Below are 25,017 nucleotides of genomic sequence, written 5' to 3' on the forward strand. Positions count from 1 at the left end.
TTTTATCGGCTCCCTTCTCCTTCTTCTTGAGATTTTAGTAAATGCTTTTGCCCTGTCACTTCTCCTCGGGCCGTGGCGGGAATGGTAGGTTTGTGGTATAGTTGAGGATATGGGTTTGAAAATAATTGATTCGGCGCGGAAGCATGGGGTCAGTGATGCGGACATCATCTATGTTATTGAGCATGCCATTGAGGTCATCGAGCTTGAGGATGAACCGCAGAAGCTCCTTTACATAGGCTTTGACCGATCCTTGCGGGCGCTGGAAGTGGTTACCGTAGTAAAGATTAACGGCGAGGAGATTGTCATCCACGCCATGAAAGCGACTAAGAAAGTTATCGACATACTGAAAAAATTGCAACGGGCCGATTGGTCCGAGGGAGGTCCGGATGAACACGATTAAAACACTGGATGATGGCACGCCGATTACCGACGAGGTGGCCGATAAGCTGGTGGCCGATGTGTATGCCGCGCTGGATCGAGGGGCGTACCGGGCCATCCCAAACCCCCATGGGCAACGCGGCGGTACAAAACCCCGGAAGCTGGACGCTTCGGCGCGGTCTGCGTTACAAGCGGCGTTGGACGCTGCGGATGTATGACGTAGCTAATGCGGAGTGAGGAACCATCCCCAAATTCCTCCGTCCTCTCCCCTTGCAACTCCCCTTTATATGGCGTACTATAAATATTGATACGCTATATGTATGGCATAAAGGATGGGGTTATGAAAATCCAACGCTTGTTTACGGATCCGCAAAGCGGACCTTATAAAGATATTCAGTGGGAAAAACGGCGCAGCGAAATCCGTAACCCCGATGGGAAGGCTATTTTTGAAGAGGATACGGTGATCGTCCCCTCTTTTTGGAGCCAGATCGCTACGGATATCATAGCCCAGAAGTACTTTCGCAAAGCCGGGGTCCCGGTGGACAAGGGGGCGGAGTGGAAAAAGTGGGCCGCAGGCGGCGCAGCTAAAAAAATCGCCGAATTTCCCCTGCCCGAAGACGGCGCGGAGCACGACAGCCGCCAGGTTTTCCACCGCCTGGCCTATACCTGGATGGACTGGGGCCGGAAAAGCCGCTACTTCGACAGCGAGGAGGATGCCCGGGCCTTCTACGACGAGACCTGTTACATGCTGGCCCGTCAGATTGCCGCCCCCAACAGCCCCCAATGGTTCAATACCGGGCTTTACGCCGTGTATGGTATAGACGGCCCCGCCCAAGGGCACTACTACTTCGACCCTGAAGACAATAAACTCAAGCAATCCGACAGCGCCTATAAACGGCCCCAGGTACACGCCTGTTACATCCTTTCGGTGGAGGACGACCTGGTGAACGACGGGGGTATCATGGACCTGGTTACCCGGGAGGCGCGGCTCTTCAAGTACGGCTCCGGTACGGGGTCCAACTTTTCCCGGATTCGGGCGGCGGCGGAGGGACTCTCCGGAGGGGGCGTTTCCTCGGGGCTCCTGTCATTTCTCAGGATTGGGGATAGGTCCGCTTCGGCGATTAAGTCCGGGGGTACTACCCGGCGGGCGGCCAAGATGGTCACCCTGGATATAGACCACCCGGATGTGGTGAAGTACATAGACTGGAAGGCTGGGGAGGAACATAAGGTAGCTTCCATGGTAACCGGTTCGGCGGTGGTGAAAAAAAACCTGGACGCCCTTAAGAAGGCCCTGGCGGATTGGCGGGGACCCGAGGAGGATAAGTTTAACGCCGAAAAAAACCACGAGCTTGCCGCAGCCCTGGGGAATTCCCTGAAGGAGAAGGTACCCCCCACCTACCTCTACCAACTCTTGCGCCGGCTGGAGCAGGGTGATAGCGATGTGAACCCTCGGCTCTTTACCACCGCTTGGGACGACGAGGCGTACAATACCGTTTCCGGGCAGTCCTCAAACAACAGCCTGCGGGTGAGCGACGGATTTATGCGGGCGGTGCTGGACAACGAGGACTGGGAGCTTTCAAACCGGATTGACCATACGACCGCCCGAACCGTGAAGGCCCGGGATCTTTGGGCCCAGCTTGCCCGTTCCGCCTGGCAATGCGCGGACCCGGGGCTCCAGTACCATACTACAATCAATGACTGGCATACCTGTCCCGCGGGCGGGGAAATCCGGGCTTCCAACCCCTGCTCGGAGTATATGTTCCTGGATGATACGGCCTGTAACCTCGCTTCGATAAACCTGGCCGCCCTTTACGACAAACAGGGTAAAACCTTCAATATAGAAGGTTATCTCCACGCCATCCAAATCTGGACCACCATCCTGGAAATATCCGTGGTCATGGCCCAGTTCCCGGCGCCGAAGATTGCCCAGCTTTCCTACGAGTACCGTACCCTGGGCCTGGGTTACGCTAACCTGGGTACCCTGCTCATGCTCATGGGCCTGGCCTATGACTCCGCCGAAGGCCGGGCCGTGGCGGCATCCCTTTCCGCCCTGCTTTCCGGTGAAGCCTATGCCCAGTCCGCCCGCATGGCCGCCGGTCTCGGCCCCTTCCTCCGCTACGGCGAAAACCGGGAGGCCATGCTCCGGGTGATCCGTAACCACCGCCGGGCGGCCCACAATGCCCCTGCGGCGGAGTACGAGCAGGTGCACACCCCGCCCAAGGGTATAGAGGCTGAAGCCTGTCCCGCCTACCTTTTGGAGGCGGCCCGGGCTGCCTGGGATCGCGCCCTGGACCTGGGGAACGCCCACGGCTACCGGAACGCCCAGGTCAGCGCCATAGCCCCCACGGGAACCATAGGCCTGTTGATGGACTGCGATACCACCGGTGTGGAGCCCGATTTTGCCCTGGTTAAGTTTAAGAAACTCGCCGGCGGCGGGTATTTCAAGATCATCAACCAGTCGGTTCCCCCGGCCCTGGAAGCCCTGGGCTATACCCCGGAGCAGATCGACGGGATCATCGCCTACGCCACGGGCCGGAAAACCCTGGCCGGGGCGCCGAAGATTTCCCTGGAGGACCTGGAAGCCAAGGGCTTTAGCCCCGCCGCCCTGGCTGCCGTGGAGGATGCGGTAAAGACTGCTACCGGCTTGGAGGGGGTCTTTAACCCCTGGATTTTAGGCAAAGCTTTTGTAGAAGAAACCCTCCGGGTGCCGGAATCCACCTGGTCCCTGCCGGGGTTTAGCCTGTTGAAGCACCTGGGTTACAGCCCCGCCGATATTGACGAGGCGGAAGTCTACGCCTGCGGAACCATGGGGCTGGAAGGGGCGCCCTATCTTAAAAAGGAGCATTTAGAGGTCTTTGACACCGCCAACCCCTCGGGGAAAAATGGCAAACGTTCCATAGCCTGGACCGCCCATATCAGCATGATGGCCGCGGCGCAGCCCTTTATTTCCGGGGCCATTTCCAAGACCATCAATATGCCCAACGACGCGGGCTATGAGGATGTGAAGGGCGCCTATATGCTTTCCTGGAAGAGCGCCCTCAAGGCGGTAGCCCTTTACCGGGACGGTTCCAAACTTTCCCAGCCCCTGTCCGCCCTTGCCCCCGGTACGGATCCCCTGGCAGATACCATCCTGGCCCTGGAGCGGGGACTGGAAAGCCCGAACCACGCCATCGAAAGCCGGGCCGACTACAAGACCGTTGCCCCAACCGATGTCCGGGGCCGCCGCCGTTCCCTGCCGAACCGCCGGGTGGGGTATACCCAGAAGGCCAAGCTGGGGGGGCACTCCATCTTTATCCGCACCGGGGAATACGCCGACGGTTCCCTGGGGGAGATCTTCCTGGATATGCACAAGGAAGGGGCCGCCTTCCGGAGCCTTCTCAACAGTTTTGCTATCGCCGTCTCCCTGGGGCTCCAGTATGGGGTACCCCTGGAGGAATACGTGGACGCCTTTATCTTCTCCAAGTTTGAACCCAACGGTATGGTCCAGGGCCACGATTATGTAAAACTGGCCACCAGCGTCATCGACTTTATCTTCCGGGATCTGGCCATCAGTTATCTCAAACGTACCGACCTGGGCCAAATCAAGCCCGAGGATCTGCTGGATAACAGCCCCAAAAATGAAGTCCCGGAAGCCAAGCATCCCGGCGCCGCCCGCCACCTCCGCGAAAAATCCGCGCCTTTTACAACGAAGTTCCCTGTCCACAAAGAAGGGCCGGCGAAAACTGCTAAGGACGCGCCTTCCGCCGCCGAAAGCGATGCCGCCAAGATCGCCCAGGCCCGTATCAAGGGTTACGAAGGCGACCCATGCCCTGCCTGCGGCTCCTTCACCCTGGTACGGAACGGCACCTGTATGAAGTGTGATACCTGCGGAGGAACCACGGGGTGTAGTTAACAATACGGTTGTTTTAGCATAGAGTAGGGGAGAAAAAAGGAGATTCCATGATTGAGTTTATGCTTGATACCGCCAACTTGAATGCCATAACCCGGTGCGTTGATTTATTCCCCATTGCGGGGGTAACCAGTAACCCCAGCATTCTTGAAGTTGAAGGAAAAATTGATTTTTTCTCCCACCTAAGGAAGATTCGGGAAATAATCGGTCCCGACCGGTCCCTGCATGTTCAGGTTATTGCCGAAGACGCCCAGGGTATCATTAAGGAAGCGGAAACCATCCTAAAAAAGATCGACGATCGGGTATTTATCAAGATTCCCTCCACCGAGGAAGGCTTTAAGGCCATGGGGTATCTGCGGAAGCGGGGCGTACGAATCACCGCCACCGCCATCTATACCCAGATCCAGGGGCTCATGGCCGCCGCCTGCGAGGCCGATTATATCGCCCTGTACTATAACCGCATGAAGAACATGGACATTGATGCGGACCACTCCATCCGGACCCTACGGCATGTGCTGGACCGGGAAAAAATGAATGCCATGATTCTTGCCGCCAGTTTCAGGAATATACGCCAGACCGCGGATGCCATGGCGTCCGGGGCCCACAGCGTAACCGTTTCGGACCACATACTCCACGACGCCTTCGGTATATCGATCATCAAAACTGCGGTTGACGATTTTCATAAAGCCTGGGTTTCGATACAGGGAGATGTTTCAATTACGGAACTTTAGGGGTATACTCTATAAAAGGAGAAATCATGAAAAAAACAGGAATATGTCCCGCAATGGCGCTTACCCTTGCATTTGTCCTTGCTATTCTTTTGACCGGCTGCGCTTCCACACCTTCACCTTCGGGTAAAGCGTCTACGCCCCTGGATCAGCTTAGCCCCTACGATTATTACGATCCCCTCACCGATGAAAGATGCACCTTTATATTTGAGGGCAAAACCTGGTCCCTGGAAGTAGATGGGGTTCCCCTCTACGCGGGTGTTTTTACCTACGGGGATACGGAATCTGTTTTAGAGATCACCCGGATGTACGTGGCGGAAACACAAAAATGGGTAGGCACAAGGGCAAAACCGCCCATAACCCTGGTCTATGAGCCCAATCCACTTACCATAACGATAAAGCACTAAAAGCCCATGCCCTTAAGCGGGGTAGTTCAGGTTTTCCTTCCCCGCTTTTTTCAGCAGCGCCCCGTACCGGGCGGCTTCCCACTTGGCCATATTCAGGTTTTGTTCCGAGTAGTTGCCGCATTCCCCAGGGGCGGCCCCGGGGATGTCCCCCTCAAAGGCCTGGATCCAGTCCATCAATTCCACGATCAGGGGCAAAACCTCGACAGAACTCCGTTTCCCTTCCAGAATCACATAGAATCCCGTGCGGCATCCCATGGGCCCGAAATAAACGGTTTTGTTCGCCCATTCCTTATGGGAGCGCAGGAAGGTCGCCCCCAGGTGTTCAATGGTATGCAGGGCCGGCATATCGATCACCGGTTCCTTATTTGGTTGTTTAAAGCGCATGTCGAAGGTAGTAAGTATGGTATCCCCGAACTTATCCTGCCGGGATACATAAAGCCCCGGTAGAAGGCGAATATGATCCACCTGAAAACTAGCAATTTTTTCCATTATGATATCTCCTATAGGGATAATAATCTACGATATTTCATTTTAGTTCCAGTCCCGTACGATACGCCGCACAATTTCCCCCGAGTGCTTTGACGCAATGGGCAGGAATTCGTCGTGGGTAACCGGCGATTCCGCGCCGGCGATATCCGAAATGGCCCGGATGATCAGGCCCGGGACCGAAAAGAGGTGGCAGGCCTGGGCTATGGCGGCCCCCTCCATCTCCACCGCCCGTATGGCGGGGAAGGTTTTACGGACCCCGTCGATCCGATCCGCCTCATGCATAAACACATCCCCGGAACCGATGAGACCCCGCACGTGGTTAAATTCCGGCGGCAGTAGCCCCTCCTGTTTCAGGCTGTCCACCGCCGCTTCTCCCCGGCGTATCAGATCCTCGGGAACCGTAAATACCGGGGGCATACCCGGAAGCTGGCCCGGGGCATAGTTAAAAGCGGTAACGTCCACATCGTGTTGGACCAGCCCGTTGGAGATCACCGCATCCCCAAAGCTGAGTGAGGGGTCGATGCCCCCGGCGGACCCGGTGTTGATCACCAGTTCCGGCTTGTAGTGGTCTATAAGGAGTGCGCAGCCCACCGCCGCATTCACCTTGCCGATACCGCAACGTAGAAGCACCACCTGCTTCTTCTCCAGAACGCCTGAGTAAAATTCATAGCCCCCGATAATTTCGGTGTGGATATCCACCATTGCGGATCGAAGCAAGATTACCTCATCCTCCATAGCGCCAATAATACCAATCATAGTTACCTCGTGATATAATTAGGTGATGGAGAAATGATCCGCCAGGGACTTCCGCCATTCCGCCCGGTTTTCCTTATTTTCCCATTCAAATATTTTCTTGATTGTAAAACCCCGGGTATCGTTGGGGTTGGTAAAGTGAACTACGCCGAAACGGCCGCCGCCAAGGTAGGTAACCGCGTCCCCCTGTTCCAGCCTTTCGTTTTCCGCCAGCCTGGTAATCACACAGTCAAAGTGAACCGCCTCCCCGCTGGTCTTATCGCTTAGGGCCGCAGAAAGATCCTTGATAGGCTTTCCGCAGTAGGGGCAGTCGGGAACCGGAATCGGTTCGGTAGACACAACAGGCGGGACCCACTTGGGCCGGTCAACCATGATACCACGGGTTTTATCGAAACGGAGATTATCGCCCCCCTTCTTCTTCCCGTCTTTAGCCCAGTTTTCCTTCTCTTTATCCTTACCACGCCGAAAACCCCGGCGATTATTTCCTCCCTTTCCGCTGCCGCTCATGAAACATCCCTCCATGCGGAATACCCAGGAGTTCATTACTTATGATCTGCGCCATGCGCTGAATCGCTTCGTAAAGATAGTCCTCACTATTTACCTTGGCTCTTAACAGCTCTAATCGTGAGGTTCCTGCCTGGTTCTCCGGCTGACTTACCAGCGAAGTTCCCCGCTGTACCCTTATCATACACGCTCCATAAACGCTGATGCAAGATGGACAATATCCGTAGGGCTTATAAAAACCACATCAAATCTGATACCCATTCCATTATATTTTCGATGTTCCAGAAGGAAATACTTAGCTGTTTCTATGATTCGGCGTTGCTTTTTTTCATCTATCCCTAAGCGAAGGTCCTCAAACCCATAGTGGGCCCAGGTTTTTACCTCTACAAATACGATTGTCTCATTTTCCTGGGCGATAATATCGATTTCTCCGGTTCGGGAACGGAAATTCCGGGCAATGATCCGCATACCCTTCCTTTCCAGGACTTCCGCCGCTTTGTTTTCCCCCTCCCGGCCCTTGGAACTTTTAGATGGCATCCTTTGTCAATTCCTTGGGGTTGATTGCCCGGACGATAAAAAGATTTTTTTCGTTTAGTAAATCGATAAGCTCCTCCTGGGACTGCTTATAAACCTTTCCCGTCGCGTCCACCAGTACGGCGATCTTCGGCCGGAGGGGGGCGTCTTTCCGGACTTCCACAACCCGGGCCATGGAGCCGTTATTCAGAAGGATGATGGACCCTATGGGGTAAACCCCCATGATCTTGATAAATGCATTGAGCTCATCCGGACCAAAACGCCGGGAATTGTCCGCCAAAAGGTTTTTCATGGCCTGATAGCCCAGCATGGAATTACGGTAGGGTTTTTGGCTGACCATGGCCTCAAATGCGTCCGCCACAGAGACGATCCGGGCGCCGAAGTGTATTTCCTCACCCGCCAGTCCCTGGGGATAGCCCGATCCGTCCCAGTTTTCATGGTGCTGTAATACCAGGGCCCCCATTTCTTCGGGGTAGGCCAATTCTTCATGGACGATTTTATAGGAGTACAGGGTATGGCTTTGTATATGGTGGAGTTCTTCCTTTGAAAGGTTCCCCGTCTTATTGATCAGATCCGGAGGAAGTCTGAGCATCCCCACATCGTGAAGCAGCGCTCCGGTGATGGTCTGTATAATCCGGTGGTTGGGAAACTTCATTTCCATGGCAATGTGGGCGCAGAGTATGGCGGTATTGACGGAGCTTTTGGCAAATTCATGGCCCCGTACCTCGCCGCCCAGAATATAGGTGATAAAACCATCCCGCTCTTCCCGGACTGTTTTGAGTATCCGCTGGGTAATGCCGTCTATAAAACGGATATCCATAGGAACCTTTCTGGAAATGTAGGAGAACACCCGGGCCAACCAGGAGATAAGCCCGGTATAATTGCGATAGGATCCGCTGGGCTCCTTTACATCCGCCAGGGACAGGATCTTTTTAGGGTCATCCCGCATGGCGGCCCGTTCCGCATTGCTTATGGCCGAAGTATCCTGGTTAAGCGGCGGGGAAGGGCGCTCCGCCAAATCTTCCCCCAAGGGCGCTCCTTCGGTTTCCACTACCTCGATGCCCCAGTCCTGGAGCCGGTCGATATCCTTTTGCCGCACCGCCATTCCCGCGGGTACAACCATACTGGTTTTTTCGATATAGATGGGGTGCGAAAATACCAGCCCTTCCCGTAAATCATGTACCGCGATTTGTTTCATCTTTTTTCCCTCGCGATCACAAATGCTAATATCTTCGCCACCGTATCCCAGCACCATTCGGGTATATAGTCCCCGGTTTTTCCGGCATTAAGCAGCGCCTCCAGGCCGGGATCCTCCACCACGGTAATCCCCGCTTCCCGGGCTATGGCGATGATCTGCTCCGCTTCCCTGCCCCGTCCCGATGCAATGATCCTTGGGGCGGGCATATCCGGAGAGTAGGCTATGGCGGATGCTTTTTTCACCGGAATTATACCTCTTCAACCAGGGTAATTTTCTTCGCAACGGTTCCCAGTAATTCCTGTAATTTCCCCTCTAAGGCTGCGGGATGTTCCGGGGGAGGGTAGACACTAACAAGAGCCCGGGCAAAAACCGGAGCCCCGCTGCCAATATTCGCCGGAAGCGCCGCATCCTCCAGGGTAAAGGCCCAGCGGTTTTGGATACCATCGTGTCCGGCCGTCACATTCAGGGCGATACATTCCGCTTTCCAGGGAACAGCGTTACTATCGGCTAATAATATTCTCAACGATACCCTAAAATCAACACCCCCGGCGTTGAACGAAAAGGGCAAGACAATCCAGCGCCGCCCGTCTTTCCCGGGAAGTTTATTCAGAATACCCAAAAGGGGATTCTCCCCTTCAATCCCCTCCACCATATCCCGCAACTGCTCAGGGTTCAACCCGTCCCGGTCCTTGTGCTTCGTTCCGCTGTTCAGCCCGGTTTCACCGCCTCCCTGCCCATCCCGGCCGGTCCCGCCACCCTGATTCGCGCCATCCTCCGGTTCAGTCCCGCTATCGCCGCCGTCATGCTCATCGCCGGCAATAGCGGCGGAATACTTCGCCAGGGCTTCTGCGCTAAGGGCAACGCCTTTAGCTGCGGCTGCGGCGGCAGCCTGAGCGCCGGACCGGGCTTGGGCAAGTTTTAGGGACAGTACTTCCTGACGGAATTGTTGGATCAGCTTAGGGTCCAGGGGTAAGGAAAAAAACTTTATAAAAGAAAGCAGGGATGATGTAAGTTTGTCCTGGGGAAACCCCAAGGAAAGGGCGAGCTCCTTAAAACCCGGCGCAGCAATCCGGACCATGTCCGGAGGGGACCCTTCGGCGGAGACTCCCGAACGGGGCGCTTCGGCATTTCCGATACGTCCTTCGGGGTGTCCCGCTACTTGCAACGGAGTTTCCCGCGCTACTTGCAACGGAGTTTCCCGCGCAGCAAATTCCGGCCCACCGAGCTTCATACTAGGGAATTCTCCTTCACCATCCCGGCAAAGCGGGAGGGCTCTAGTACTCTGTAATATCTAAAAATAATAAAACCGCGAGGCGCATAAGGCGAAAAAAGAAGGTGTAGAATTCCTATTGTGTTATCTGTCTTAGACAGAACACTAGCTCTGGGCGCTTTCAGTTGCCGCGGGTTTCTCGGGTACAGCCTCATCGGTCTTGGCGTGTTTTTTGACGATAAGTTCCCGAATCTTGGCAGCCTTACCGATCTTGTCCCGAATATAGTAGAGCTTGGCTCGGCGTACCCGGCCAGCGCGGGTCAGTTCCACCCGGGTAACCCGGGGTGAATGAATGGGGAATACCCGTTCAACCCCAACGCCGTAGGAATTTTTCCGCACCGTAAAGGTCCTTCCTACCCGGGAATTTTTCATGGCAATAACCAGGCCTTCGTACACCTGGATACGCTCTGTCTTTCCTTCAACGATCTTAAAATGAACCTTAACGGTATCACCGACCTTGAAATCGTCCAATTCATCCTTCATCTGGGAGGCTTCTATGGCCCGTATCTCGTTCATCCTTCTCCCCCTAGTTCCTGTATAAGTTTACGGGTCTCCCCATCGAAGAGGCCAATCTCCTCCCCCCGGCGGATTAAATCCGGCCGCAGGGCAAGGGTTTTTTCGACCCGTTTTCTCAGGCGCCAACGCCGTATATTTTCATGGTGCCCCGAAAGCAAAAGCTCCGGAACCCGAAGTGTATCATAAATCTCCGGCCGTGTATACTGGGGATACTCCAGGAGACCCCCGGAAAAGCTTTCCTCCTCCAGGGACTCCGCCGTTATTACCCTATCCACCAGCCGGTACGTGGCGTCTATCAGCGCCAGGGCTGCCACTTCCCCGGAGGAAAGCACGTAGTCCCCGACGGAGATTTCATCATCCACATAGGTGTCGATGATACGCTGATCTATCCCCTCGTACCTGCCGCAGAGGAGGATCAGCTCTGCCTCCCGGGACAGCTCCACAGCCACATCCTGGGTAAAAGGCCGGCCGCCGGGGCTTAAATATATAACACGGCCTGAACTTCGTCCGGCGCTGCCTGCCCCCGCTGATTCTACAAAACGTTGCCTGGCGCCTGCGGATTCCAGGGCGCGGCCCAGGGGCTCCGGCAGCATCAACATCCCCGCACCGCCTCCGTAGGGGGCATCGTCGCAGGTTTTATGCTTATCCAGGGCAAAATCCCGGATATTTACCGGCCGGTATTCCACAATACCCCGGCTTACTGCCTTGGCCATGATGGAACTGGCAAAATAAGCGTCGATAATCTCCGGAAAGAGGGACAGTACCGTATATTTCATTCCAAAATCCACTGTTCCAGCAGAACCACCCGGCGATTTTCCGTATTCACTTCACCAAAAAATTCTTTTCTAAAGGGGACCAGCCGGAGTTCCCCGCCGCTAAGCTTCAGTTCTATCAGCTGGCCCCCGCCGCCTTCAAGTACATCCCGAATTTCCCCAAGCACCGTACCCTGGGGATCCGTAACCGGTATGCCCCGCAGATCCTCAACGTAGTATTCATCCTTACCCAGAGGCGCCGCATGGTCCCGATCGGCAAGCATTTCCGCCCCGGAAAGGGTCCTGGCAGCTTCCGGCGTATCAATTCCCCGGAATTTTATTGCCAGGGAAGCGCCGATAATCTGTGTTTCTTCTATGTAAAACAGGGTTTCGTGATTTTCCCGGCGGAGAACAACCGTTTCAAGTTGTTCCAGATGTTCCAACTCCCCCGAAAGGGGCTTTGTTTTTACAAAGCCCTTAACACCAAAGGGGGCGCCCACCAGGGCTACCACAAATTGTTCAGTCATTTCCGGTTTGGATGCTGATATCAGTCCAGGATTTCCAGAACCGTATGTTTCCCGTCTTTAGCGGTGGCGGCCTGGAGAACGGTCCTTATTGCCTTGGCGATACGGCCATGTTTACCGATAACTTTACCGATATCCCCCGCTGCTACCCTCAGTTCCAGGATGGTAGACTTTTCGCCCTCTACCACCGTCACTTCAACCGAAGTGGGATCATCAACCAGGGATTTTACGATGTACTCAACCAGATCCTTTTCCATAGGCACTCCTCAAGGTCCCTGGGACTAAAGTCCCTCAAAGAACAAAAATTATAAAGAGATGTTCTTCTTGTTCAGGATCCTGCGAACCGTATCAGTTGCGGTAGCTCCGTTTTGAAGCCAAACCTTAACCCTATCCGCATCGAAAACAATCTGCTTATCTTCCGCTTCAATGGGGTGATAATATCCCAATTCTTCGATTGTTATGCCATCCCGGGGCGCCCGTTTATCAATAACTACAATGCGGTAATAGGGGCGTTTCTTAGTACCGAATTTCTTGAGCCGTATTCTGGCGCTCATGAAGATCCTCCTGCTATGTTGCCCTCTATTTGAGAGCGTGAAGTGTCATTATACGAAGCGGATCATTTTTAGTCAATTGCGTTATGCCGGACCGAATTAACGCCCTTGACGCTCCCCATTTTCTGGACTATCCATATACTAGCCCATGATACAAATGTTGTTTTCTTTACGATACCAGTCTCAACTCCGCCGTACCAGATCAAATCTGATCACTTCCCTGGAAAACGCCATTATTCGGGCTGCGGAGGCATCCGGAGCCAAAGTTCGGGCGGAATACCGCTGTATCACCGCTTCCTTTGATGAGAATACCATAGGTTTTGGTTTAGATATACGCCTGGTCTTGGAGGCTGTTCTCCAGGCCCTTAAAAAGGCTGATTCAGAACTTTATGGACATACCTGTATCTTTGGCCGGGATATCACCGAGGATGGACCGGCCCTTCTCCGCCAACTGCCCCGCATTTCCGGCGGTACCGGGATCTGGTGTTCTGAGATCCTGCGGCGCTATCTGGACCCCTATGTGGTTTTTGACGAGTCCCCTGGTAACGATGCTCCGGAAACATCGTTTTCCGCTTATCGGCAGATACGGGAGCTAAAAACTTTTATTCGGCTTGGGGCCTTAAATTCCCCGTACAGCGAAAAGATCCAATCCGTCCTAAGCTCGGGTAATAGCCGGAGGGCGGTGCTGATGGGTCCAGGCTATATTGGTAAGCGGGAGGCCCTTTCCCGGTTTGCCGGGACTATCCTGGGCGATTATCCCCCCCTGGTTATCCGTTTCGGTTCCGGCGGTACCGGTTTGAGTTGTTTCACCGATGCCCTAAGCCCTCCTATCCGGGGACTTATTCCCCCAAAATCCCTGGAAACCCTGGATACCATTGGGGTTTTTATTTTCAAGGAACGTCTTGAAGATGAATTTACCCCCTTTGCGATCCGGAAAACGGGTCATTTTTTACGAATACTCCTGGAAAATTATATCAGCCTTGCCTTAAACCGGGGAATTAGCCCGGTGATCCTCCTGGAAAACATCCACCTGGCGAATCCGGTGGCGGCAAAGGTTTTTATCGATTGTTTCGCGGGGAACTTCGTTGCAAGTAGCGGTGTACATATTTACGGAACCTGCTCGAACGAGCCGGTATCGGTATTGGGGAACTGGGAAGTAGTTTTCCCCCGGATATTGCAGGTTTCTCCGGAATTTTTGGCGCCTCCGGCAGATTCTTCACAGATCCCGCAGGATTTGTGGGAGATAGCCTATGCGGTATCCCTTTTTCGGCAATATTTCCCACCCGCTCTGTTTCTCCGGCTTTTTGAGGAGGAAGGAAAAAATCCTGTTATGATTTCCCGGGCGCTGGATATGATCGCCTCCATGGGGCTACTTGAAATTACGGAGGACCCTCTGCGGGGAGCAAGGAGACTGGGAGACGGCAAGGACCGGATACAGAAGATGGTACGGAACCGTCTCCTAGACTGGGTTAAGGCAGGAAAACTGCGCCCCGGTTTTAAGCTGCTCCAAGCCTTGGCGGATCTGGGGATCCCGGCTCCCGAGGAACTGGTTTTGGAAGCTCTTCGGCGGGATTTGATAAACGGAACCTGTAGTACCCTGCGAAGAACTATTGAGGAATCCCGTTTTGCGGAACTTGTCGGGTCCTCCCACATACCGGCGCTGCTCTATATTTTTCGGACTTTGGAAAGCCTGCTCCGGGGAAATGATGGAGATATAGCCGCTGCTTTTGCGGAACTGCCACCGGAGGAGGAAGTTCCATCTTATAAGGTGCGTCTCCTTTCCTACATGGCCATATATAAGTTGGGGATCCACGATACAGACAAGGCCGCAGAACTGATCAAGGACGCTATGCACATAAGCCAGGGACAGTCCGGCAACAGGGGGCTCGCCCAGGCATACCGTGTGTTTTCCCTGGTGAACCTATCCAAAGGGCGGCTCTCCGATGCTATAGAGTATTTTTCCTTTTCCATGGAACAGGCGGAAAAATCCGAAGACTTTGAGGAATATGCCCTATCCGCCTATTATGCAGCAGCAGCGCAATTTCTTTTTGGCAATATCGCCAAGGCGGAACGCCTGGCTCTCAAGGCGGAGGAGACCGCCCTAAATGCGGGGCTCTCCGCTTGGGCGGACCGGGCAAGGTTTCTCCGGGGGAAACTCCTCTTTGAATCAGGCCGGTATAAGGAATCCCTGGATATGTTCACCGAGCTGCAGCACAATTCGTTTGGTCTCCACCCGGCGGCGGCGGATACCCTGGAAGCTTGGGCCTATCGGTCCGCAGTTTTTCTTGGAAGCGATGAATTTCCCGCGCAACTTGCAACGCAGTTTCCGAATACTGACGCCCGTTTTTTTGAAATTGAAGCTTCCTATTTGGCGGAGGATTATCAAAGAACCGTAGAACTTTCGGATAAGCTCCTGGGCGAATTGCCGGATCAGGAATTTCTCTTTATCGAGCAGCCCGACTGGCGGAGCGGTTTTTCCCAGGGAGAATTGCTGCTCTTTTCGCTAAAGGAATTCCGGTCCTCCATGATTTCCGCCTACCGCGCTCTTGCCCTCTGCCGTCTGGACAAGGCCGGCCATGCGGATGCCCGCCGCAGTATAGAGCTGATTATCCGGGATGAACGGCTTTCCGATATGGACCCTAACAGCGCCTTTTACTTTTTCGCCTATTACTGCATACTCGGTGAATCCGGGGCCCATGAGGTAGACATGGACACCGCGGTCAGCATGGCCTACAAGCGTCTTCAGCGCAGGGCCAGCCGCATTGACGATGCGGAAATAAACCGGTCGTTCCTCTCCCGTCATTACTGGAACGGAGCGCTAAGCCGGGCCGCGAAGGAACATAAGCTGATATAGCGGGGCATGACATATGTCATGTTCCTAACGAAAATCCTTGCTTTTCCCCCTTTTTTCAGTATAATCAAACCATGTCAGAAGTTGATAGCAATAGGGGGTATCGTGATGGGAACCGTAAGCGCAGAAATAACCTTGAAAAACGCCGCAGATGTGGCTAATGTTCAGCGTGGGTATATTAGGGAGGAAGAGGTCCGTCAAATAACGGTGCGGGCGCTCGTTGATACCGGTGCGGGGACGCTTGTTATTAACGAAGAAATCCGGCAAAAACTGGGGCTTTCCATACGGGGACTACGGAGCGCTTCCCTCGCCAATGATGTTGAGGAAGTTTGCAAAGTAACGGAACCGGTAGAAATTCATTGGAATGACCGCGAAACGGCGTGTCCTTCCCTGGTAGTATCCGGCCAGGGTTGTGTTCTTCTCGGCGCTATCCCGCTGGAAGATATGGATTTAATTGTGAATCCGAAGGGGCAGGAATTAGTAGGCGCCCACGGTAATGAAGTAATAACACTTCTCTGTGGAATAGGAGCGTAGCCCTTCCCGGCTAGTCCTGTTTAAAAAACTTCATCGTATAATCAAGCTGTTTGATGCCCAGTTCCCGCTCCGCCTGGGCCAGGCAGGAGGCAAATGAAAACACCAGGGTCATCATATCCCGGCCGCTCCCGGCATTGAACCGGTGTTCCGCATCCTGTTCCCGGATACCGCTCAACCAGACTTTAAAATCGGGAAACTGTACGATTCCATACACAATGTCATTCACCAGATCCTTGCGGTACAGAAGTACTATCTCCTCACTCTTTTCGTAGGAAATCGCGGGAATCGAGGACCATTGGTAGCCGTCCTGGGTGATTCTGCGGAGCAGGTCGCTGAGGACAAAGATAAGGTCGCTGTATTTGATATGGCTTAGATAATGGTACTCTTCGATTTTTTCCGCCGTCCGTATTTCCACATAATCCGCTTCGTTTCTGTCATCGTAATAGACCGTCATTTCAGGATCAATGTCCATGACGAGATCCTCATCATCAAAATCTTCATCCGCCGGGCTTGCAGATTCCAGTATGGTATCCAGCAGTGTATTCGTGTCTGACGGATTTGTCGGATCCATCGGATCCGGAGGATCCACTGCAAAAACGAAGGGGGTCAGGAAAAACCATATGAGGATACCGAAGACCGGTTTAGTCTTAGTCATCGCCTACTCCATTATAGTATGTTGAACCTAAGCCCAACGCCAAATCGCCAGCCCTCGATAGACGGCAGGGACTCGCCGGTCCAGAGACGGTAGGCCGGGAACCAGACCCGGGTGTCTAACCCCATGCGTAATTTTTCGGTTAAGTTAAAGTCCAGGCCTGCGCCGATAACCGGCATGAACCAGTGGCCCCGGTCCCAGAAATAGGCGGAGATGTCACTGGTCTGCTTAGAGGCATCCTTTTCATCCTCGCCCTCAAGACCGTCCGCGACTAGGCAGATGCGCAGATCCGCTGCGGGGCCGCCGTAGGCACGGAGCCGCAGGGTATCGGAAAGGGGGAAGGTCTTTAAGGCCTGAACGCCCAGAATAGAACCGATCACAAAGGCAGAACGGTTATCCGGAATAGCCGGGACGGGCCGATCCAGCTTGTAACTGTAGGCGTAATAGACGCCGTAAAAATCCAGGGACAGCTCTATTTGAAAGGACTTAACCAGAGTCCAGGCCGCCAGAATACCGAGGGAAGGTAGGATAGGTCCGGAATCCGAGTCCAGGCCGTTATCCTCGGGAAAGGCAAGAACAGAGCCCTGCAAAGCCAGGGTAAATTTTTCCGCGGGGAGCTTCGCTGGAAGTTCTGGAACGGTCTGTGCCCCCAGTGGAAGGGCGGTAAGGACAGAAACAAAAAACACCGCCAAAAGAGTTGTTCGGGGAACGGATCTCATAGCTTTAGTATAACACATCCGTACCGGCGAGAACAAACCCTGCGGCGCCCACATTCCAGCCATCCTGTTCTTCCCAAGTTCCCAGTACCGCCCGGGAGGGGGTCTCATCGGGGAGAGTCAGGGTGATCAACGCGGCGCCGGTATAGACAAAGCCCTGGGGCAGCGGGGGGAGGGCAAATTCCCGGAGCATAACATTATCCCCTATCGTTGCTCCGATAAAACCTTCTCCGGCGGGACTGATAAGTAGGGCGATAGCTTCGTTGTCACCGCCCTGGTAGTAACCGGGATATATCAGGACATTCTCCCGGATATTTTTCATTGCCGCAGGTGTTGCGTAATAACGGAGGCTGGAGAATCCCGGGGAAACTACCCCGGCTATTCCAGGGGACGCTCCGCTTCCCAGGGATGCTTCAAGGATCTGTCGCAACGGGGCCGGGGCCTGTTCCAGCGTGCGGGGTTGGAAGGCGCTCTGTAAGGCTCCGGGCGAGGACGGTTCTCCGGCAAGGGAAAGGTTGGCGGTACGGAAATATCCAAGCCCCCGGACGGTTCCTCCCTTCTTTATCGCCCGGTAATACCACCGTTCATCCGGTCCTTCTTGCAGATCTTCCAGATCCCAGCCGTCCTCCGGGGGAAGGTCCGCAAAAGCGGGGATATCCAGTTCCCCTATTCCGACACCGGGTTTCAAGCCCCAGACCCGGGGCGAAGGCGGCGGGATGTTAGTATCAATAAAATAATCGTTCCGGTATATCATGGCTGCAGGGGTATCATTAAAGAAGAAAAGGGACTCTACGGAATAATTTTTCCAATAAGTACTGTTATCAATGCGGTACAGGGCTATCCCTGCATTCTCCATCCCTGTCCAGGGTACAAAAACCAGGAAGCCCTCCCGGTTTATTCCCAGGATGATCCGGTCTTCCCGGGCAAGAATACCTGCGATCCGCAGGGACAGGGGCCAGGGAATAAAGGGACTCAAGAACGCTTCCTCCGGAGAGGGGATTAGCGTCGGTCCATTTTCACCCAATTCAAACCAGAGGGGATTCTCTCCGCTCTGCAAAAGCGCCAGGGGATACTGGCCGTACTCAGCAGAGGGCATTTCAGGCAGCGTCGGTTCCGCCAATACCGGAGCCGCTATAGGCGGTTTTGAACAGGAGAGAAGGGAGAGAAAAAACAATATGGGTAGTACCATACTTTAATTACGGTATAAATTACGAAAACTATTAACAAGGTATTATGGATTCCATATCCATACCCCCCTGCTTACCCGGAGTATGCCCTCGGCGGAAACGTAGGTATCCGAGCGGGAGGTGACTCTAAACCGGAATCCCACCCCTGGCTCCGGGATCATGGGTTTAGCGAAGGGGGATGGCCCGGCGAAGGGGCCTTCCGGTCCGTGGTCCCCGATTTTAGCCAGAGTATTCCTGGGTACCAGAAGTTCCTCCCCTTTCTGGGCTGTGATACGCCGCCGGTCAAAGCCGGATTGGACCGTGCGGATCGCTATATCATGCCAGTCCGCCCGCCAGGGATCCTCCCGGATCGCCTCGGGTACCGCATCGCTATCCATGAGGGACCGGAACCGGGGCCAGTCGAAGTATTCCGGCCGCCGCTTGTTGAGCGCCGCGGTATCGACGGTTCCGGCTGCGGTATTTCCGGCCGCGGCCAGTTCCCGGTAGAACCATGCTTCCGCGCCGCCCTGCCAGCTGAGCTGCAGCGTGCTTCCCGAAACGTCGAAGGGTAGTATTCCCCCGGCGGGACGCATTTCCCCGGGAAGTATGCCCCGGCCGGGCCAGTAGGGGAAAGCCAGAACCGGGGTAGCCCATTCCGAGACCGTGGTGATGGCGATTTTACCTCCCGCACCGGTTTCCAGAGTTTGGGGGATACCCTGGGGGTTTGACCAGACCAGGCGCCAGTGGGGGCTTCCCAACATTTCCTGCCATGGAGCCGGAAGGGAGGGCAAATTCACCGCATATTCCGAAGGAATAACCGGATCTGCACAGGCTCCCAGGGCCAAGCTTAGGACGAAAAACAGAAATCTATTATTTCCTTTCATACAAGGCTTATGTATCACTTCAGAATTTTGCATTACCGAACTTATTCATTGCTTAAATTTTTTATTTATTGCATAATGCTTATAGAATGGCTGGTGATAACGATTATCTAAAGACACTTACCGAGGTTTTGGCTGCCCGGGCAGACTGGCTTGAAAAATCGGAACTGCCCAAATTAAAGGAAGAATTCCGTACTTTTCATACGGCGTTTGTGGCGCTTTATAAGCTGTTCCTTAAAAAAGGGCTGATCATTGAGGATCCTTATAAAAACGAGGTAAAGATTGGGGAGCTTGAGGTGCCGGATACCGCCCCCTTCGCCGAGAGTGACTATAAGGATGAGTACAGTCTTCGGCTGTCCTCCTACGATAATCAGCTTGACTTTCTGGTTAATTTCTATCAGTTCAGCGTTGATTTTCTCACGGTGGAGAAAATAAAGCGTATCCTGGGGTTGGTACGGTTTATTGACTGGACCAGGCTTAGCAATAACAGCGAAGTGCCTAATAACAAGGCCATGATGGAGATCTTAAATGCGGCAAAGGCCGGAGCAGATCCCCTGTCCGCCAGTATCATCAATGAATCTCTGTCCAACTTGTCTAAAACCACCGGAAGTATCCTCTCCTATCTCAAGTTGGTGTCCGATTACAACCGGGAAACCTATAAACTCGAACTGCGAACCACCGTACTTAGTACTCTGACGGAGTCGGAAGCTTCGGTATTACCCACCATACGGAAAAAATTCGCCACCGCCATGCCGGGCAAGCCCTTTTATCCGGATTTGGTGGCGGAGATTGTTAAGGAAAATTCCAATACAGGAAAGCCCCTGCGGGATGAGGTCATTAAACAAATGACGGTGCCGGATACGAGGCCGAAAACTGTTGCTCCCCAGATTATTTTTAAAAATATCCTGATCGAAGGGCTTAACGCTATCGGTTCGGTTGGTTCGTTCCTGAATGAGGTGGGGGTAAAGTTGGATGAAAACGCCGCCCTTATGGAAAACCGGAAAAACGGCTTCTGGGACAAACTCAAACGGGTTATTCAGCAGATGCTGAATAAGGAACCGGACCCGACCGTCTTCGATGTGGAGTATATGGATCCCGTTAAGGGGGCGCCGGTCAGGGAAAAGATAGACTTTGCCCAATTTAGGGGTGAAATGGATCGGAAGACCCGTACCCTCACGGCCCTGGCATCCCGGAGCGGCGGCGCCTTTGATAAGATGCAGTCCATGAACGAGAACCAGCTCATGGGGATGTTGGAAAAAAACATCCGGGAAATACAGACCATTCATAAAGTTTTAGGCGCCCTGGATGATTTTTTTAAGATCGAAGCGGGCCGGGAAGACCGGGATAAGGTGAAGGGGATAAAGCCGGAACTGGCTACCATGAAAAATGCTATTGTTAAGGCAAACCAGCGACGCCACGAGTACAGCGCCCAGAAGGAAGAAGAAGAGCAAATGAGGAAGCTGGGTATCTCCTCCGGTGAATAAGGAGCATAGGACATGAAAAAAACAGGAAAGCTATATAGGGTGTCTTTAATCAGCCTCGGTCTTTTTCTTTTGGCTTCGGTGTGCATCAGCGCCGCGCCCATACGGGATGATCCGGGACGCGGGAGCCTGCCAAACCTGACGGAACAAACTCCCCCTGCTGTTGAGCCGCCGGAGGCTGAACCGAATAGGGCTGCTCCCGAAACCGACCGGGAATTGCCGGATTTTGCCGAATCCCGGCCTCAGATTGTAAACCGGGAAGAGCTGACCATGGCGGTTTCCAAGGGCGAAGTGGAATTGGATTTTCGGAAATCCTATCTGGCCAGTGAAGCCCAGCTTTATACCGCCCTTTATGAGGGGCTTTTTTCCTATCACCCCTTTACCATGGAACCGGTTCCGGCTGCTGCCAGCGCTTGGACAGTGTCGGAAGATAAGAAGGAATGGACCTTTACTATCCGGGAGAATGCCCGGTATTGGAACGGAGATCCGGTTCGGGCGGAAGATTTCCGCGCCTCATGGCTTTCTCTGTTGAATCCGGAAAAACAGTCTCCCTATTCCTCCCTTTTTGATATCATCGAAGGGGCGCTGGATTATCGTTTGGGTAACAACAACGATCCGGACAAGGTCGGTATCCATGCGCCGGAGCTGAGGAAGCTGGTGGTGCGCCTGAATAATCCGGCTTCCTTCTTTCCCAGTATGCTCTGCCACCATTCTTTCAGTCCCGTCCATCCCGCTATGCTGAAAATTGATGACTGGTCCCAGGGCGTCCCGATATCCAACGGCCCCTTCTATATGGTGGAGCAGACCGATGACATCATCGTGCTTACCCGGAATGAACTCTATTGGGATGCGGCCCGTACGGCTCTAAAGAAGATCTCCCTCAAGTTTGTTGAAGACGGGGATGAAGCCACGGCGCTCTGGAATTCCGGAGAGGTCCGGTGGATAGCCGGGGAGTTTAATCCCGAAACCCTCACCGACCGCAGCGGTATCGTGGTGACCCCCATGTTTGCCACGCACTATTACTACATCCGTTCTACCGCCAAGCCCTGGACCGATTACCGGGTTCGTCAGGCCCTCTCCAAAGCCTTACCCTGGGACCAGATCCGCTTAGGCCATTCTCTGCCCGCCAAAACCCTCATCTATCCCATCCAGGGCTATCCCGAAGTTGAAGGTCTGGATACCACGGACATTGATGAGGCCAAACGCCTTTTAAGCGAGGCCGGCTACCCCGATGGTATGGGTCTGCCGGAACTGGTGATCCGCCTGACCCCGTCCCCCGAGGCTGCCCGGATTGGCGGCCTTATGGCTACGACCTGGAAGGAAGAACTGGGTGTACCGGTTAAGGTAGAGGTGATCCCCTACCGGCAGTACTTTACGGCCCTTAAACAGAATGATTATCAGGTAGCCTTTTCAACCTGGATTGGCGATTTCCCCGACCCCTACACCTTCCTGCAGATGTGGCGCCGGGATTCCAACCTGAACGACGCCCGTTACAACGATGCGGATTACGAAGAACTGATGGACAGATCCATGACGGAGGAGGGCAAGACCCGTATGGCGACCCTTGCCGCCGCAGAAAAACTGCTCCTGGACCGCGGCGCGGTGCTTCCCATATCCTACAGCCCTGCGGTGAATATTGTTGATACCGATGAGTTGGAGGGGTGGTTCCCCAATGCTTTGGATATACATCCGGTTAAATATTTTTCTTTTAAGGCGTTTCGGCCGTTGCCGGGAGTAGTGCTGCTGACGAAATAAGGTTTTGTTAAAAAGAGTACACAGGTCATTCGAAAAAACGCCGGTGGGGGCGGGGAATCCCCATCGCGGGATGCTTGTAGAGTCTGCTTGCGGAGCCCAGTAGGTCTCCTCCAGCAGGGAATTCCAAATATCCCGCGCTGTGGCTCCCCCGCCCCCACCGGCGCCTGTTCGTAGGGGTTTGGTTCCGGTTACCCTGCTTTGCTTTATGATACTGAATTGTGTGACAGATCTTCCCCCTGGCCCTACCGGCGCCTGTACGATGGGCCTGTGTTTGAGCGCATTTCCCGAGGGCCTTTAGGCCCGAAGCGTATACAGACCTTGCGCTTTTAATTTCTGCTACGTTAGCCGCCCGCATGGACGCGGGTGGTCTTTATTTTATTCCAATATTTTTTTTAATTCATTTGTTTTTATTATTTTTGCAAATGTTCCTTGCAATCCAGCCATATATACATTATGGACAGTTTCTGCCGGGATATTTTTATTATTCCATATTAAATCTTTTGTTGTACATGCGTCACTTAAAACTATCGTTTCATAAGAATAGTCTTTTGCAGCCCGAACAGTTGTATCTATACACATATGAGTCATCATTCCACATATTATTAATTTCTTAATACCAGTTTTTGAAATACATTCATGCAAACCAGTTTCAAAAAAACTATTTGGTTTATGTTTAACCAATACTGTTTCACCTTCATTGGGTTTAACAGTTTTATTTATTTCATTTCCAATCGTATTTGGTAAAAAGAATGTTGCTCCTGTCTGTAAACTAATATGCTGAATATGAAATATAGGAAGTTTCTTTTGTCGAAAAATTTGAAGTGCCATACTTGCATTTTTTGCGGCTTCTTCCGTTTTATATAATGTATTACTCCCACCTGGGAAATAGTCATTTTGAATATCAACTAAAATCAATGCAAAGCTCATATAATTTCTCCTATGTTTTATATATCAAAAGTGTAGGCGCAGAGTCTCACTGACAAAGGCGGGAGGAGGGATGCCCTTCCCTCCTCCCGCCTTTGCCACTTTGGTAAGGAGCGACTATTTAATGAACGATTCTTCGTCCGTGTGGTTAGTGTGGTTTACCTTACGGGAGTTTTCCATACTTGGCTTTCTTCAAATCCATGTATGGACTTGATCAGCGCCAGCCAGTAATCCGCTTCGTTCTTTGAGGTATACGGCCCGACCCGTACACGGAAGAAGGTCTTGCCGTCTACGTCGCGGTTTTCGATGAGGGACGTGATGCCCTTGGAGGCCAGGGTGTCCTTGACTCCTTCGGCACGGGCTATGGTGGAAAAGGAGCCGGTCTGTACCCAGAAATTCTCGCGGGACTTTGACTGGGTGGGGGCGGCGGCTTTGGGAGCAGCAACAACTGCAGCCCGGGGAGCGGCAGCTGGTGTTTGCCGGGCCGGGGTCGGTCTGGCGGCAACCCGGGGCGCGTCAGGAACCGCTGCGGTAATGGGGCGGGGTACATCTACGATTAGCCGGTTACTGGCGCCTGATGTACCGCGATCCACCGTTACGGTCTCACCGGGATTTTCGCCGTAAATATAAAAGACATTCTCCTGAGCATTGTCTTCGGGAGGGGTTTGGAGACCCTGGATGTTTACAGAATTTCTCACCAATTCTACCGCGTCCAGCGATGCCGGCAGATTGGGGTTGCCTATTCCTTCAGGGTTCCCTGCAGGAATAGGCTTTATCGGTTTTGCCGCCGCTGCCGCTGCCGGAGATGGGTTCCGGGGTGAAAACACCAGAATTGAAGCTCCTATCACAATGACAAGAAAAACACCTACAGAAATCGCTACGAGCAGTAATTTCTTTTTTTCCATGATACCTACGCCATCCCCACCCGGGAAAGAATATTCTTTAGCTGGTTATCTATACGCCTCCGATACAAGGAGGCGCAGAAACCAAAATATCCCCGGTTTTCTATTACGTATATATCGGCCTTTTTTTCGAAATATTGAGCGGTGAATTTTTTTTGGCTTCCAAACCGGCGCAGGAGCTGTCCGAAGCTTAGACCGTCCCGTTTCCGGGCCCGCAGGAGCCGGGTCAGGGTTGGGGCCTGCACCAGGATGATACAACTTAGCTGCGGGAAGGCGGAGGACCGGTGGAGCAGCGCCGCGTTGATTACGCAGGGCTTGCCTCCCTGTTCGTCCCTTTGGGCGGCTATCCATTCTGCGGTCATTCGGTTGGCCGCCGGGTGGACTATCCCCTCCAGGGCCGCCAGGTTTTCGCTCTTGCCGAATACCTTCTCTCCCAGGAGCCGTCGGTCTATGGCGCCGTCTATTCCCAGGATATCCTCCCCAAAGCGTTCCAGGATGGCCTCCCTCTCGGTTTCGATAGCCCGGTGTCCCAGCTTGTCCACGTCCAGTACCGGCAGGCCCCGTTCCTCCAGGAGCCGGCCTATGTAGTTCTTCCCCGCGCAGTAGGTTCCGGTGAGACCGATGATTTTTTGCTGATTTGTAGTATTTCCCACGTTATGTAT

At 53.6% G+C, this 25,017-nt stretch carries 29 protein-coding genes; 9 read left to right on the top strand and 20 right to left on the bottom strand.

From position 1 onward, the window contains the following. Window positions 1-109: 109 nt before the first annotated feature. From LQZ19_RS18550 to LQZ19_RS18570, 5 genes are all read left to right on the top strand, one after another. On the top strand, window positions 110-400 hold the full coding sequence (locus LQZ19_RS18550) for a hypothetical protein (RefSeq protein ID WP_411049182.1): 291 nt from the start codon (window positions 110-112) through the stop codon (window positions 398-400). Continuing rightward, window positions 387-596, top strand: a complete 210-nt coding sequence (locus tag LQZ19_RS18555) for a hypothetical protein (protein ID WP_411049183.1) — start codon at window positions 387-389, stop codon at window positions 594-596. Before LQZ19_RS18550 ends, LQZ19_RS18555 begins: the two co-directional genes overlap by 14 nt. 122 nt (window positions 597-718) lie before the next feature. Next, the gene (locus LQZ19_RS18560; RefSeq protein ID WP_411049184.1) at window positions 719-4,270 is read left to right on the top strand and encodes an adenosylcobalamin-dependent ribonucleoside-diphosphate reductase; all 3,552 of its coding nucleotides are present in this window, start codon (window positions 719-721) and stop codon (window positions 4,268-4,270) included. Window positions 4,271-4,317: 47 nt separating this feature from the next. Then, window positions 4,318-4,998: a fructose-6-phosphate aldolase gene (locus LQZ19_RS18565; protein ID WP_411049185.1), complete on the top strand. Its 681-nt coding sequence runs from the start codon at window positions 4,318-4,320 to the stop codon at window positions 4,996-4,998. A gap of 26 nt (window positions 4,999-5,024) precedes the next feature. Continuing rightward, window positions 5,025-5,402 carry a hypothetical protein gene (locus LQZ19_RS18570; RefSeq protein ID WP_411049186.1) on the top strand — a complete coding sequence of 126 codons (378 nt, stop codon included), beginning with the start codon at window positions 5,025-5,027 and terminating at the stop codon, window positions 5,400-5,402. 12 nt (window positions 5,403-5,414) lie between these two features. On the opposite strand, the gene LQZ19_RS18575 is transcribed toward LQZ19_RS18570, so the two are convergent. The 13 genes from LQZ19_RS18575 to rpsP form a co-directional block, all read right to left on the bottom strand. Next, the gene (locus LQZ19_RS18575; protein ID WP_411049187.1) at window positions 5,415-5,891 is read right to left on the bottom strand and encodes an S-ribosylhomocysteine lyase; all 477 of its coding nucleotides are present in this window, start codon (window positions 5,889-5,891) and stop codon (window positions 5,415-5,417) included. A gap of 42 nt (window positions 5,892-5,933) precedes the next feature. Then, entirely contained in the window at window positions 5,934-6,647 is a 714-nt protein-coding gene (mtnN, locus tag LQZ19_RS18580; RefSeq protein WP_411049188.1) for a 5'-methylthioadenosine/S-adenosylhomocysteine nucleosidase, read from the bottom strand. A gap of 18 nt (window positions 6,648-6,665) precedes the next feature. Then, window positions 6,666-7,151 (bottom strand): hypothetical protein, encoded by a 486-nt coding sequence (locus LQZ19_RS18585; protein WP_411049189.1) that lies wholly within the window; start codon window positions 7,149-7,151, stop codon window positions 6,666-6,668. Further along, entirely contained in the window at window positions 7,123-7,332 is a 210-nt protein-coding gene (locus LQZ19_RS18590) for a hypothetical protein (RefSeq protein ID WP_411049190.1), read from the bottom strand. Before LQZ19_RS18590 ends, LQZ19_RS18585 begins: the two co-directional genes overlap by 29 nt. After that, window positions 7,329-7,685, bottom strand: a complete 357-nt coding sequence (locus LQZ19_RS18595; RefSeq protein WP_411049191.1) for a YraN family protein — start codon at window positions 7,683-7,685, stop codon at window positions 7,329-7,331. The genes LQZ19_RS18590 and LQZ19_RS18595 overlap by 4 nt, the downstream gene beginning before the upstream one ends. After that, complete coding sequence (locus LQZ19_RS18600) at window positions 7,675-8,880, bottom strand: HD-GYP domain-containing protein (RefSeq protein ID WP_411049192.1); 1,206 nt, start codon at window positions 8,878-8,880, stop codon at window positions 7,675-7,677. Before LQZ19_RS18600 ends, LQZ19_RS18595 begins: the two co-directional genes overlap by 11 nt. Further along, window positions 8,877-9,122, bottom strand: coding sequence for an EscU/YscU/HrcU family type III secretion system export apparatus switch protein (locus tag LQZ19_RS18605; RefSeq protein ID WP_411049193.1), 246 nt, complete (start codon window positions 9,120-9,122; stop codon window positions 8,877-8,879). The genes LQZ19_RS18600 and LQZ19_RS18605 overlap by 4 nt, the downstream gene beginning before the upstream one ends. Before the next feature lie 5 nt (window positions 9,123-9,127). Next, window positions 9,128-10,111 carry a hypothetical protein gene (locus LQZ19_RS18610; RefSeq protein ID WP_411049194.1) on the bottom strand — a complete coding sequence of 328 codons (984 nt, stop codon included), beginning with the start codon at window positions 10,109-10,111 and terminating at the stop codon, window positions 9,128-9,130. Window positions 10,112-10,255: 144 nt separating this feature from the next. Continuing rightward, window positions 10,256-10,666, bottom strand: coding sequence for a 50S ribosomal protein L19 (gene rplS / locus LQZ19_RS18615; protein WP_411049195.1), 411 nt, complete (start codon window positions 10,664-10,666; stop codon window positions 10,256-10,258). Further along, complete coding sequence (trmD, locus tag LQZ19_RS18620; protein ID WP_411049196.1) at window positions 10,663-11,442, bottom strand: tRNA (guanosine(37)-N1)-methyltransferase TrmD; 780 nt, start codon at window positions 11,440-11,442, stop codon at window positions 10,663-10,665. Before trmD ends, rplS begins: the two co-directional genes overlap by 4 nt. After that, window positions 11,439-11,945, bottom strand: a complete 507-nt coding sequence (rimM, locus tag LQZ19_RS18625; protein ID WP_411049197.1) for a ribosome maturation factor RimM — start codon at window positions 11,943-11,945, stop codon at window positions 11,439-11,441. The genes trmD and rimM overlap by 4 nt, the downstream gene beginning before the upstream one ends. Before the next feature lie 20 nt (window positions 11,946-11,965). Next, window positions 11,966-12,199 carry a KH domain-containing protein gene (locus tag LQZ19_RS18630; protein ID WP_411049198.1) on the bottom strand — a complete coding sequence of 78 codons (234 nt, stop codon included), beginning with the start codon at window positions 12,197-12,199 and terminating at the stop codon, window positions 11,966-11,968. 48 nt (window positions 12,200-12,247) lie between these two features. Continuing rightward, window positions 12,248-12,496 (bottom strand): 30S ribosomal protein S16, encoded by a 249-nt coding sequence (gene rpsP, locus LQZ19_RS18635; RefSeq protein ID WP_010257848.1) that lies wholly within the window; start codon window positions 12,494-12,496, stop codon window positions 12,248-12,250. Window positions 12,497-12,641: 145 nt separating this feature from the next. Here rpsP and LQZ19_RS18640 point away from each other — a divergent pair, with 145 nt between their 5' ends. Together LQZ19_RS18640 and LQZ19_RS18645 are read left to right on the top strand one after the other, a co-directional pair. Continuing rightward, complete coding sequence (locus LQZ19_RS18640; protein WP_411049199.1) at window positions 12,642-15,347, top strand: hypothetical protein; 2,706 nt, start codon at window positions 12,642-12,644, stop codon at window positions 15,345-15,347. Window positions 15,348-15,452: 105 nt separating this feature from the next. Then, window positions 15,453-15,878 carry an aspartyl protease family protein gene (locus tag LQZ19_RS18645; RefSeq protein WP_411049230.1) on the top strand — a complete coding sequence of 142 codons (426 nt, stop codon included), beginning with the start codon at window positions 15,453-15,455 and terminating at the stop codon, window positions 15,876-15,878. Window positions 15,879-15,888: 10 nt separating this feature from the next. On the opposite strand, the gene LQZ19_RS18650 is transcribed toward LQZ19_RS18645, so the two are convergent. From LQZ19_RS18650 to LQZ19_RS18665, 4 genes are read right to left on the bottom strand one after another with little or no spacing between them, the layout of a single operon-like run. Continuing rightward, entirely contained in the window at window positions 15,889-16,533 is a 645-nt protein-coding gene (locus tag LQZ19_RS18650) for a hypothetical protein (RefSeq protein WP_411049200.1), read from the bottom strand. Between the two features lie 11 nt (window positions 16,534-16,544). Next, complete coding sequence (locus LQZ19_RS18655) at window positions 16,545-17,249, bottom strand: hypothetical protein (RefSeq protein ID WP_411049201.1); 705 nt, start codon at window positions 17,247-17,249, stop codon at window positions 16,545-16,547. A 4-nt stretch (window positions 17,250-17,253) separates the two neighbouring features. Next, the gene (locus tag LQZ19_RS18660) at window positions 17,254-18,435 is read right to left on the bottom strand and encodes a DUF8086 family protein (RefSeq protein WP_411049202.1); all 1,182 of its coding nucleotides are present in this window, start codon (window positions 18,433-18,435) and stop codon (window positions 17,254-17,256) included. Window positions 18,436-18,477: 42 nt separating this feature from the next. Continuing rightward, entirely contained in the window at window positions 18,478-19,296 is an 819-nt protein-coding gene (locus LQZ19_RS18665) for a hypothetical protein (RefSeq protein ID WP_411049203.1), read from the bottom strand. Between the two features lie 86 nt (window positions 19,297-19,382). Between LQZ19_RS18665 and LQZ19_RS18670 the strand changes: the two genes are divergently transcribed. Together LQZ19_RS18670 and LQZ19_RS18675 are read left to right on the top strand one after the other, a co-directional pair. Continuing rightward, the gene (locus LQZ19_RS18670; protein ID WP_411049204.1) at window positions 19,383-20,777 is read left to right on the top strand and encodes a TP0584 family protein; all 1,395 of its coding nucleotides are present in this window, start codon (window positions 19,383-19,385) and stop codon (window positions 20,775-20,777) included. A gap of 12 nt (window positions 20,778-20,789) precedes the next feature. Next, window positions 20,790-22,529, top strand: coding sequence for a peptide ABC transporter substrate-binding protein (locus LQZ19_RS18675; protein ID WP_411049205.1), 1,740 nt, complete (start codon window positions 20,790-20,792; stop codon window positions 22,527-22,529). 375 nt (window positions 22,530-22,904) lie between these two features. Here the strand turns inward: LQZ19_RS18675 and LQZ19_RS18680 are convergent, their stop codons facing one another. From LQZ19_RS18680 to coaE, 3 genes are all read right to left on the bottom strand, one after another. Further along, complete coding sequence (locus LQZ19_RS18680; RefSeq protein WP_411049206.1) at window positions 22,905-23,456, bottom strand: cysteine hydrolase family protein; 552 nt, start codon at window positions 23,454-23,456, stop codon at window positions 22,905-22,907. 155 nt (window positions 23,457-23,611) lie between these two features. After that, window positions 23,612-24,358, bottom strand: a complete 747-nt coding sequence (locus LQZ19_RS18685) for an SPOR domain-containing protein (RefSeq protein ID WP_411049207.1) — start codon at window positions 24,356-24,358, stop codon at window positions 23,612-23,614. A 5-nt stretch (window positions 24,359-24,363) separates the two neighbouring features. Next, the gene (gene coaE, locus LQZ19_RS18690) at window positions 24,364-25,008 is read right to left on the bottom strand and encodes a dephospho-CoA kinase (protein WP_411049208.1); all 645 of its coding nucleotides are present in this window, start codon (window positions 25,006-25,008) and stop codon (window positions 24,364-24,366) included. Window positions 25,009-25,017: the final 9 nt, after the last annotated feature.

It is taken from the genome of Treponema primitia, assembly GCF_046533075.1.
In the GTDB taxonomy this organism is placed as follows: domain Bacteria; phylum Spirochaetota; class Spirochaetia; order Treponematales; family Breznakiellaceae; genus Termitinema; species Termitinema primitia_B.

Coding starts and splice junctions, on each gene's coding strand:
- LQZ19_RS18550 (WP_411049182.1), top strand. CDS start 110: ATGGGTTTGAAAATAATTGATTCGGCGCGGAAGCATGGGGTCAGTGAT.
- LQZ19_RS18555 (WP_411049183.1), top strand. CDS start 387: ATGAACACGATTAAAACACTGGATGATGGCACGCCGATTACCGACGAG.
- LQZ19_RS18560 (WP_411049184.1), top strand. CDS start 719: ATGAAAATCCAACGCTTGTTTACGGATCCGCAAAGCGGACCTTATAAA.
- LQZ19_RS18565 (WP_411049185.1), top strand. CDS start 4,318: ATGATTGAGTTTATGCTTGATACCGCCAACTTGAATGCCATAACCCGG.
- LQZ19_RS18570 (WP_411049186.1), top strand. CDS start 5,025: ATGAAAAAAACAGGAATATGTCCCGCAATGGCGCTTACCCTTGCATTT.
- LQZ19_RS18575 (WP_411049187.1), bottom strand. CDS start 5,891: ATGGAAAAAATTGCTAGTTTTCAGGTGGATCATATTCGCCTTCTACCG.
- mtnN (WP_411049188.1), bottom strand. CDS start 6,647: ATGATTGGTATTATTGGCGCTATGGAGGATGAGGTAATCTTGCTTCGA.
- LQZ19_RS18585 (WP_411049189.1), bottom strand. CDS start 7,151: ATGAGCGGCAGCGGAAAGGGAGGAAATAATCGCCGGGGTTTTCGGCGT.
- LQZ19_RS18590 (WP_411049190.1), bottom strand. CDS start 7,332: ATGATAAGGGTACAGCGGGGAACTTCGCTGGTAAGTCAGCCGGAGAAC.
- LQZ19_RS18595 (WP_411049191.1), bottom strand. CDS start 7,685: ATGCCATCTAAAAGTTCCAAGGGCCGGGAGGGGGAAAACAAAGCGGCG.
- LQZ19_RS18600 (WP_411049192.1), bottom strand. CDS start 8,880: ATGAAACAAATCGCGGTACATGATTTACGGGAAGGGCTGGTATTTTCG.
- LQZ19_RS18610 (WP_411049194.1), bottom strand. CDS start 10,111: ATGAAGCTCGGTGGGCCGGAATTTGCTGCGCGGGAAACTCCGTTGCAA.
- rplS (WP_411049195.1), bottom strand. CDS start 10,666: ATGAACGAGATACGGGCCATAGAAGCCTCCCAGATGAAGGATGAATTG.
- trmD (WP_411049196.1), bottom strand. CDS start 11,442: ATGAAATATACGGTACTGTCCCTCTTTCCGGAGATTATCGACGCTTAT.
- rimM (WP_411049197.1), bottom strand. CDS start 11,945: ATGACTGAACAATTTGTGGTAGCCCTGGTGGGCGCCCCCTTTGGTGTT.
- LQZ19_RS18630 (WP_411049198.1), bottom strand. CDS start 12,199: ATGGAAAAGGATCTGGTTGAGTACATCGTAAAATCCCTGGTTGATGAT.
- rpsP (WP_010257848.1), bottom strand. CDS start 12,496: ATGAGCGCCAGAATACGGCTCAAGAAATTCGGTACTAAGAAACGCCCC.
- LQZ19_RS18640 (WP_411049199.1), top strand. CDS start 12,642: ATGATACAAATGTTGTTTTCTTTACGATACCAGTCTCAACTCCGCCGT.
- LQZ19_RS18645 (WP_411049230.1), top strand. CDS start 15,453: ATGGGAACCGTAAGCGCAGAAATAACCTTGAAAAACGCCGCAGATGTG.
- LQZ19_RS18650 (WP_411049200.1), bottom strand. CDS start 16,533: ATGACTAAGACTAAACCGGTCTTCGGTATCCTCATATGGTTTTTCCTG.
- LQZ19_RS18655 (WP_411049201.1), bottom strand. CDS start 17,249: ATGAGATCCGTTCCCCGAACAACTCTTTTGGCGGTGTTTTTTGTTTCT.
- LQZ19_RS18660 (WP_411049202.1), bottom strand. CDS start 18,435: ATGGTACTACCCATATTGTTTTTTCTCTCCCTTCTCTCCTGTTCAAAA.
- LQZ19_RS18665 (WP_411049203.1), bottom strand. CDS start 19,296: ATGAAAGGAAATAATAGATTTCTGTTTTTCGTCCTAAGCTTGGCCCTG.
- LQZ19_RS18670 (WP_411049204.1), top strand. CDS start 19,383: ATGGCTGGTGATAACGATTATCTAAAGACACTTACCGAGGTTTTGGCT.
- LQZ19_RS18675 (WP_411049205.1), top strand. CDS start 20,790: ATGAAAAAAACAGGAAAGCTATATAGGGTGTCTTTAATCAGCCTCGGT.
- LQZ19_RS18680 (WP_411049206.1), bottom strand. CDS start 23,456: ATGAGCTTTGCATTGATTTTAGTTGATATTCAAAATGACTATTTCCCA.
- LQZ19_RS18685 (WP_411049207.1), bottom strand. CDS start 24,358: ATGGAAAAAAAGAAATTACTGCTCGTAGCGATTTCTGTAGGTGTTTTT.